The sequence below is a fragment of the Andreprevotia lacus DSM 23236 genome (genome assembly GCF_900176275.1).
GTDB lineage: Bacteria > Pseudomonadota > Gammaproteobacteria > Burkholderiales > Chitinibacteraceae > Andreprevotia > Andreprevotia lacus.
The window spans coordinates 1-9208 of record NZ_FWXD01000059.1; the positions used below are offsets into that span (position 1 = coordinate 1).

2 protein-coding genes are annotated in these 9208 nt (G+C 61.9%); both read right to left on the reverse strand.

The window, feature by feature from the left end; all coding sequences use genetic code 11:
• The coding region (locus B9A19_RS21550; RefSeq protein WP_139799050.1) for an AMP-binding protein at positions 1–2342 on the reverse strand (2342 nt) is incomplete at its 3' end.
• Between the two features lie 96 nt (positions 2343–2438).
• Positions 2439–9200 (reverse strand): non-ribosomal peptide synthetase, encoded by a 6762-nt coding sequence (locus tag B9A19_RS21555; protein WP_084093210.1) that lies wholly within the window; start codon positions 9198–9200, stop codon positions 2439–2441.
• Positions 9201–9208: the final 8 nt, after the last annotated feature.

Sequence of the window (9208 nt, forward strand, 5' to 3'; positions counted from 1 at the left end):
TCGGCACGGGCCAGCACCAGGGTGGCGCCAGCCCCCAGCGCCATGCACAGCTCCGACGTTGCGGCATCGAAGTTGAACGAGGCAAACTGCAACACCCGCTGGCCGGCTTGTACGCCAAAAGCGGCGATCTGCGCCAGGGCCAGATTCACCAGCCCGGCCTGCGGCACCAGCGTGCCCTTGGGCAAACCGGTCGAACCCGAGGTATAGATCACATAGGCCAGTTGCTGCGGCCACACCGGCAGATTCAAGCGTGTTGACGCCAGGCCTGCCAACTCGGCCTGCCGCTCCGCCTCATCCAGCAGCCACACCGGCCCGGCATAGGCACGCAACACATCAGCATGTGCCTGTTCGGCCAACACCAGCCGCGGAGACGCATCGGCCAGCATGTGCGCCAATCGTTGTGGCGGATAAGCCGGATCGAGCGGCACATACGCCCCGCCGGCCTTGAGGATGGCCAGCAGCGCAATCACCAGCTCGAAGGAACGCGACAAGCACACCCCGACACACACATCGGGCCCGACCCCGGCAGCGCGCAAAGCGTGTGCCAGTTGATTGGCGCGGGCATCGAGTTGGGCGTAGGACAGTACTGCATCGCCGAACAACAAAGCGGGTGCAGCTGGCTGGGCATCGACTTGTTGTTCGAACAGTTGATGGAAGGCCGGTGGCGATGCGTGCGCAACTGCTGTGGCATTCCAGTCCAGCAGCACACGCTTGCGGCCGGCTGCGTCCAGCAGCGGCAAATCCGCTATGGCCTGCTCAGGTGAGGAATGCGCTGCAAGCAGGATGGATTGCCACTGCGCCAGCATGTCCGGCAGATAGTCGGATGAGAGCAATGCCGCGTCATACACCCAGCGGCAGCGGCTGCCGTCACTGGCAATCTGCAACAGGAGTACATGCGCAAAGTCGTCGGTGAGCGGACCAGCAATTTTTGCGAGATCGACGATTTCGATTGCGACCTGCATCTGCTTGCCTGCCTGGCTGCGCAGCTCGGGATAGCGCTGGACGATATCGCGCGCAGGTACACCGTGCTGTGCAAGTTCGGCCAGCTTTGCTTCGATGTGCTGGCCAAGCTGCGCAAAGGTTTGCCGAGCAGTAATCTGGCAGAACAAAGGCAGCGATGGCACGAAGAAGGACTTGCAGACCTTGCTCAAGGTCTGCAGCGCAGCAGGGCGATAGCCGAGGGAGAAATTATCAAGCTGGGTGATGCGAGCCAGCCAGGCTACGAACGTAGCTGCAGTGGTGGCAGGAGACCTGCCATGTTGCAGCAGTGGCAGCGTGAGTTCGCGCACGACAGGAGCCACGCCGATTGCGCCGCGCGCATGGGGCAGACGCAGGGGGCCTGCGCTTTGCCATTCGCTACGCCAGTATGCCTCGTGCTGCGACGAGTGTGCATATGCAGCGCTCAGCTGAGCTGCTTCGGCTGTAGGCAAGAGGGGCAGCTTTGTTCCCGCCGTGCAATCGAGGTCCGCGGGCTTGAAGGGTTTGCCGGCCAAATCGGTTAGCGCAGAAAGTCTGAGCGTGCCTGAACCAGTGGCAACGTCCATACCGTATTCGCTTGACGCCAGCACTGTGCCAACTACGGCCTCAGGCTGGCCGGGTAGCACCTCCGCCTGTGTGACCGCATACCAGCCGGAAGAGGTCAACAGCTTGGCCGTGCCCAGCGGGTTGGGGTAAGGGCCGAATTGCAGTGCGCGCACGAGGTCGGCCAGCTTGTCGGCTGGCAGGGACCAATCCAGGCTGCAACCGGCTTCGGGGCGGCGGTTGCCGGCAAAGAAACTGCGCAGGCGTGTGTCTTGCGGCTGCGGTGCAAGCGCTCCTTCCGCCAGCTCATCGATCAGCGTGTCAAACGCCTGCAAGGCAGCGGCGTAGCATTTGGCATTCAGCGACAGCGCGGTGTCGTCCGGGTCGATATCGAACCAGGTTTGTTGCAGTACGGCGCCCGCATCGATTTGTGACTGCATCAAGTGCCAGCTGATGGCGTGGCGAGTTTCACCGTTGATCAGCGCCCAAGACGTTGCGTACATGCCGGCATAACGCGGCAGCGGCCCGTCATGGTAATTGATGGCATGCCCCGGCACCTGTGCCAGCAGCGCGGGTGGCAGGATGTCCGGGTTGACGATGCTGAACAGATGGTCGAAAGCCTGCCCGGCCAGCAGTGCTGGCAAATCACCAACCGATGCCGTTTGCGGGATATTCCGCGTCTGCGCCCAGGCCTGCAGCCGGGTATCGCGCGTTACTACAGCGGCGATCTCGTGCCCTTTGGCTTGCAGGCGCTCGGCGCAGGCTTCGGGTAGCGTGGTTTCGCCGATCAGGATGCAGCGAAAAACGTGTGTCGATGTCATTGAACGTTTCCTGCCAGAGCGGTTGATGCAGGCCTCCAGCCATGAATCGGCATGGATTGCCTGCTGCACTGCTTGATCATCATCAACGTGTTTACCCTATGCCTTGCTTGGCGCTGTACTTGGCAATGCTGCCGACGCGGCTCGCTGTGCGACGATCTCGTGCATGTCCTGGCTGATGTCGCGCATGCAGGCGAGTACGTCGGTAATGAAACCGTTCATGGTTTCCTCTGCAAACATGCTGCGGCAGTATGTCCAGCCCACTCCCAGTCGCCCGTCACGCACGGCAGAGCCGCCAAAGGGGCGGAAGCCCGGGCGCATCGGCCCTTCATTCGGGCCGCGGTCTTCCTGCGCCACGCTGAAATGGCCAATCTGGATGTCTTGCGTGCTCGTGACATGCAAGGGGACGAAACCGAACTCGAGCTGTGCATCGCCGATGTCTGCCATTTGCGCCCGGATGTTTGCGTCGTCATTCATGTAACGCAGCAGGGCGTAGTGCGCAGCACGCTCCTTGAGTGCCGCCAGTTGCCGTTGCGTGCTATACAACGCATCCAGCGTATCGGTGCAATCGCACAGATCGATGGGGGTACGTGTGTAGTGCATGCACCAGCCCACGGTGCGCGTGAGGTCAACGCTGTCGTCAAAATCAACCGCCCGGCCGTTCTGACCGCCCAGCAGCATGAGCGCGCGCGAACCGGTCCAGTTACCGTAGGCAAAGACCACAGCGCAAGTCACCACGTCGCCTATGCTCAAGCCGGGAAAGTGCTCGACCACCGACAGCAATGCCATCGTCTCGTCGCTGCTCAGCGCATCGCCAGCAGAGGCCAGCATGGCGTGCCCCTCGTGCTGCAGCAGTTTGTCCGGCCGTGTTTCCTGCGGCAGCGGCTTGAAACGCTGCCATTGGTGCGCACGCCACCAGGCCAGATCGGCCAGCACGTCCGGGTGTTGCGCACGTTCCTGCCAGATTTCGGCCAGCGCTTTCATCGATGTTGATTTGGGCGGGAAGGCAGGCTCGCGACCGGCAGCAAGGCTGATGCAGGCCTGCTCCAGATCTTCAACAAAAATCTCCCCGCCAAAGCGGTCGACGATGGCGTGGTGGATCACCAGCAAGAGTCTCGGTTTGCGGCCCTGACCCAGATGAAAATACACTGCACGGAACAGCACACTGCGGATATCCAGCGATTGCTGGCGCGCCGCGCAGATCGTCTCGATTTCCTTGCGGGCGGCATCGTCGGGCAGGTGGGTCAGGTCTGTTTGCTCCCACCATGGCGCCATGGCGCTGGGCAACTGGAAGTATTGCTGCCACTGGCCGCCGTCTTCGACAAAAATGACGCGCATCGCATCGTGCTGTTCGAGCGTCTGCTGTAAGGCCCGCTGTACGATGGCTGCGGTGAACTCGGCGGAGATTTCCAGCAGGTCGGAGGCATTCCAATGGTTCAGGTCCAGCCGCTTGAGGAAGTCATGACCATTGGTCATCAGCGGCGCACGACCGCTGACCAGTTCGCGGAAAGCGAAATCGCTAATGGGCGCACCACTGTCATGCCGGGCCTGGCAATGCGCGATGATTGCATGGAGCTGATGGCTGATGGCATCGCGTAATGCGGTGATGCCTTCATCGGCATGACGTTGGGCGCTGTAGTCCAGAGCCATGCTCAGGCAGCCCTCGCGCACGCCGCCATTCAGTCCCAGCAAGTGCGAGCGAGGATGCAGTGCACTGATGGTCTCCCCGGCAAATTCAGCGATCTGGCTGAAATCTGCCGGTGCATCCGTCGGTGTCGCAGCATATTGGCCCAGATAGTTGAAAATGATGCGGGGTGCCTCTGCCCGGGTGAATTCGGCATCGCCGGCAAGATGGCGCAGTACGCCATAGCCTGTGCCCTTGGCTGGTACGGTGCGCAGCTGCTCCTTGACCATGCGGATGGCTGCGCCGATATCGTTGTCTGCAGGTAATGCCAGCCAGACCGGGTAGGCTGTGGTAAACCAGCCCACTGTTTCGTTCAGGTCTATGTTTTCGCTCAATTCCTCGCGGCCATGGCCTTCCAGCAGGATGCGTTGTTGCCGGATGCCGGCCCAGTCGCGCAGGCCCAGCATCAGTGCAGCCAATAGCAGATCGTTGATTTGCGTGCCGTAGGCCTGATGGCAGCGGGTCAGAAGGGCTTGGGTGTGTACCGCATCCAGTTCAAGCAGCACCGATTGGGTATCGGCCATCGTGTCATCACCAGCTGGCTGGCTGGCTGGCAGCGTGTCGGCTGGCTGTTGCATCGTTTCTAGCCAATGGCTGCGCTCGCGTTGCAATGCTTTGCTGCGGGCGTACTCGTGCAGGAAATGTGCCCACTGTGCATATGACGAGCCTTTGCTTTCCAGCCGCACGGTTTTGCCTTGGCGATATTGCCCCCAAGCCTGTTCAATATCCTTGCGCAGGATACGCCAGGACACGCCGTCGACGACCAGATGGTGCAATACCAGCAACAGACGGCTCCGATCGCCATCGGCCTGGCACCAGACTGCGCGCCACAGCGGCCCGCTGGCAAGATCCAGGCTGGTTTGAATGCTGCGACCATGCTCCGCGAGCGCATGCTGGCGTTGTGCTTCGTCCAGCCCGCGCAGATCAAGGTAGCCCGGCGTTGCGGCCATCATTGCCTCGTCTAACGGCTGGAATTCGGCACGCCACTGCTCATCGCTGCATGTGTAGCGCAGCCGCAGTGCGTCGTGCCGCTGGTAGAGCGCGGTCACGATGGCTCGCAGTGCCGGCAGGCTGAAATCTGCCGGCGCGCGCAGCACGGCAGACTGGTTGAAATGTGCAGGGGCCGGGCTGTGCTCGGCAAAGAAGTCGGCATGGATGGGCAAGAGCGGCATGACACCGCTGGTGGCCTCTTGCGGCGCGACGACCTTGCTGGCTGTTTTGGCATGTGGCAGCAGGGTACGTATGGTTTGATGCGCAAACAGTTGCTTGGCGCTGAATACGAGGCCGGCCTGCTTGGCACGCGAGATGACCCGGATAGACAGGATGGAATCGCCACCGATTTCAAAGAAATTGTCGGTCACGCCCACGCGGGTAATGCCGAGCACGTTTTGCCAGATATCACACAGCGCGTGCTCCTCCGCGCTGGCAGGGGCTACGTAGCCCCCGGCTGTGTCGCTACTTTGCTCGGGCAGTGGCAGTGCCTTGCGGTCGACCTTGCCGGTGGCCGTCAGCGGCATGCGGTCAAGGAATACAAAGTGGGCCGGGATCATGTAGGCCGGCAGCACACGTGCCAGATGATCGCGCAGCGCACCCGTGGCTGGCAGCTTGCTACCAACAGGAGCAAGCGCCGCCAGCGCGCCGACGAGATTGTCTGCATTCAGGGCCGGGCTGGCATCTACTCCGGCGCTGAAGGCAGCCGGATCGAGCAGCAGGATGCGATCGATCACCTCGTTGTCGAGCTGTCGGTACGCCGCCAGCAGAGTCTGGATATCGGCCTGCGCAGCAGCTTCAATCATTGCCAGCGGGTGTTCTACCCAGATGCACGGATCGTCGTAAAACGCGTAATCGGTTTCCAGCGACACATGCACCGGCGCAAGCGTATCAGGCAGATAGTGAGTACCGGAGTCGGCAAAGCGTTGTCCGGTCCATTCTTGCCATTGTGCAATGCTGCCTTCAACACGTTGCGAATGCGCCTCGGTAGCAATGACGCTGCCGCCGGCATCGCAATGCAGGCGCAACCAGTTGTCGAGCAGGCGGCCATCGCTGCCGTGCATGGTGGCGTAATCGGCCAGCGGCACATCCTGATGGGCGGTCTTGGCGATAGGGCGCAGCGCGACCAGCACGTGCTGCAAGCCCAGGCTGCGGGCCAGCAGCTTGAATCCATCGACAATCAGGCCGGCGAGCTTGCGAGCCTTGTACACCGGATCGATGATGCCGGCGAGCACGACCAGCGTATTGGGCGCGATGCTGCACCGTTGCTCGTGTATGGCTTGGGTCAGCGCACCGTCCCAGCCGCGCGGCAGGCTCGTTGCACTGCCATCCCAATGCAGTGGTACCGCATTGCCGACGCCGACGGTTTCGGCCACGGCTTCCTTGATGAGCATTTGCGTATGAGGGAAGCAGCGATACATTTCCTCCCAATACGCGTGCAGCACCGGCGAGCCGGCGAAGTAAGCCGGCCAGGCATCGGCATGCAGCGCATCGAAGTCGGCACGGCCATAAGGCATGCTGGCCAGCGAGTGAACGCGATAGCTGCGTTGTGCCGCATCGTGCATGACCAGTGCTTGCGACGGGCAGACAGCCGCAATGCGCTCGCCAGCGACCTCCACGCGCCACGCGCGCGAGAACGGTGCGTTGCCCGAGTCGAATTCGGCTACCTTGCCTGTCGCGTTTGCATCCAGCTGCGGCGGCTGCCAGTGCGCTGTGCGTACCACGTAGGCGGCCAGCGCTTGATGGCCGGCCACATTTACCGCCTGTACCAAGGCTTCGGCAACTGCCGGATGGCTGTGCAGTGCCGCTTCGATTTCGCCAGTTTCGATACGGAACCCACGTATTTTGACTTGTTCGTCGATGCGGCCAAGATATTCCAGCTGGCCATTGGGCAGATAGCGCACCGCATCGCCAGAACGATACATGCGTGCACCGGCCTGTGGGTTGAATGGATCAGGTACAAAACGCTCTGCGGTCAGCGCTGGCTGGTTCAGATAGCCGCGCGCCAGGCCGGCGCCGGCGATGTACAGCTCGCCGCTGACGCCCACCGGCACCGGGTTGAATGCAGCATCCAGCACGTAGAGCCGGGTATTGGCTTCCGGCCGGCCGATGACCGGGTGTTCGCTGTCGGCAAGCGGGGCAAGCGTCACATCGACCGTGCATTCGGTCGGGCCATAGGCATTGTAGAAATGCCGGCCGGGCAGCTTGCGCAATTGCTGCCAGAGCGCCGCATCGATGGCTTCGCCGCCGAATACCACGATGGCGGGCAGCGCATCGGCCTGACCGTGCTCCAGCAGATAGCGCAGCTGTGCCGGTGTAGTATCCAGCGCATCAAGCCTGTGTTCGACCAGAAAGGCGCCGAATGCCTCGGGCGATAGCCGTACTTCCTCCGGCACGATATGCAGGGTGTGACCATCAAGCAGCAACACCAGCTCGGATAGTGATGCATCGAATGCATAAGGCACATTGAAGCTGGTATTGAGCTTGGCCTTGCCATGGCGCTGGTGGATCTGTTCCCGGTGCGACAGCGCAATGTTGACCACAGCGTGGTGAGTGCTTTGCACGCCCTTGGGCCGACCGGTTGAACCCGAGGTGTAGATTACATAGGCAATATTGTCCGGATAGATCGTTGCCTGCAGGTTATCGCTTGGCAGGCTGATCAGTTCGTCGCTGCACTGGCCGAGGTCGCAAACAATGCCGCCACCCCAGTCACGCAGTACGTCGACACTGCCATGCGTAAGCAATATCGTCGGCGTGGCATCGGCCAGCATGTAAGCCAGCCGTTCGCGCGGGTAGGCAGGATCAAGCGGCACATAGGCGGCGCCGGCTTTCAGTACCGCGAGTATGGATACGACCATGTCGAGCGAGCGTTCGAAGCAGAGCGCCACGCGCGACTCCGGCCCGGTACCACGCAGTTGCAACCAGCGGGCAAGCTGGTTCGCGCGAGCATTTAGCTGCGCGTAGCTCAATTGTTTCCCCTCGAACACCAGGGCCGTATGGTCCGGACTTTGCCGTACTTGCGCCTCGAACAGCTGCGGCAGTGTTGCTGTTGCCGGGTAGCTGCGGGCGGTGTCGTTCCAGTCTGTCAGCAGTTGCTGGCGCTCTGAGGCGCTCAGCATGTCCAGTGTTGCCAGCGGGGCATGCGGGCTGGCGACAACTTGCTGCAGCAACCGCTGGAAGTGCGCAGCCATGCGGGCGATGGAGGCTTCGTCAAACAAGTCTGTGTTGTATTCAAACAGCGCCAGCACACGATCTTCGTGCTCGACCAGGCCAAGAGTCAGGTCGTACTTGGCAACATCACGCTCGAGCATGAGCGGTTCCAGCGTTAGCCCGGGCAGGGAAAGCTCGCCGCGCGGGTTGTTCTGTAGCGCGATCATGACCTGGAACAGCGGCGAATAGCTGGTATCCCGGGTCAGCTTGAGCGCATCGACCAGTTGCTCGAAAGGCAGGTCTTGATGCTCATACGCCGCCAGCGTGGTGGCCCGCAGCTGCTGCAACAAAGCCGCAAACGACTGCCGCTGATCCACCTGTGCGCGCAACACCAGCGTATTGACGAAGAAACCGATCAGCCCCTCGATCTCGGCGCGGTTGCGATTGGCAATCGGCGTGCCGATGCACAGATCGGATTGACCGCTATAGCGTGCCAGCAACAGCGCAAATGCCGCACTGAGGGTCATGAACAGCGTGCCATCGCCATCGCGGCCCAGCTGTTGCAAGCCGGTCAGCGTGTCGGCAGGAATCCACAACGGGTACTTGGCGCCGTTGAAGGTCTGCACCGCCGGACGGGGCCGATCAAACGGCAGGCCGAGCTGGGCGGGGGCATCGGCGAGTTGCTGTTGCCAGTAATCGAGCTGGCGGGCGAGGACGTCGCCGCTGAGCCATTGCCGTTGCCAGTGGGCGAAGTCGGCGTACTGGATGGGTAAAACGGGCAGCGCAGCTGCTTCACCAGCCAGACGGGCCCGATAGCTGGCGGTCAGTTCATTGAGCAGAATGCCCATCGACCAGCCATCGGCAACGATATGGTGCAAGGTCACCAACAACACATGGCGATCTGGCGCCAGCCGCAGCACTTGCGCGCGCAGCAGCGGGCCAGTGGCCAGATCGAAGGGTTGGCGTACTTCATCCTGCGCCAACCACAGCATGTGGGCTTCACGTTCGCCGGCTGGCAGGTCGCTCAGATCGGTCAAGGGCAGGG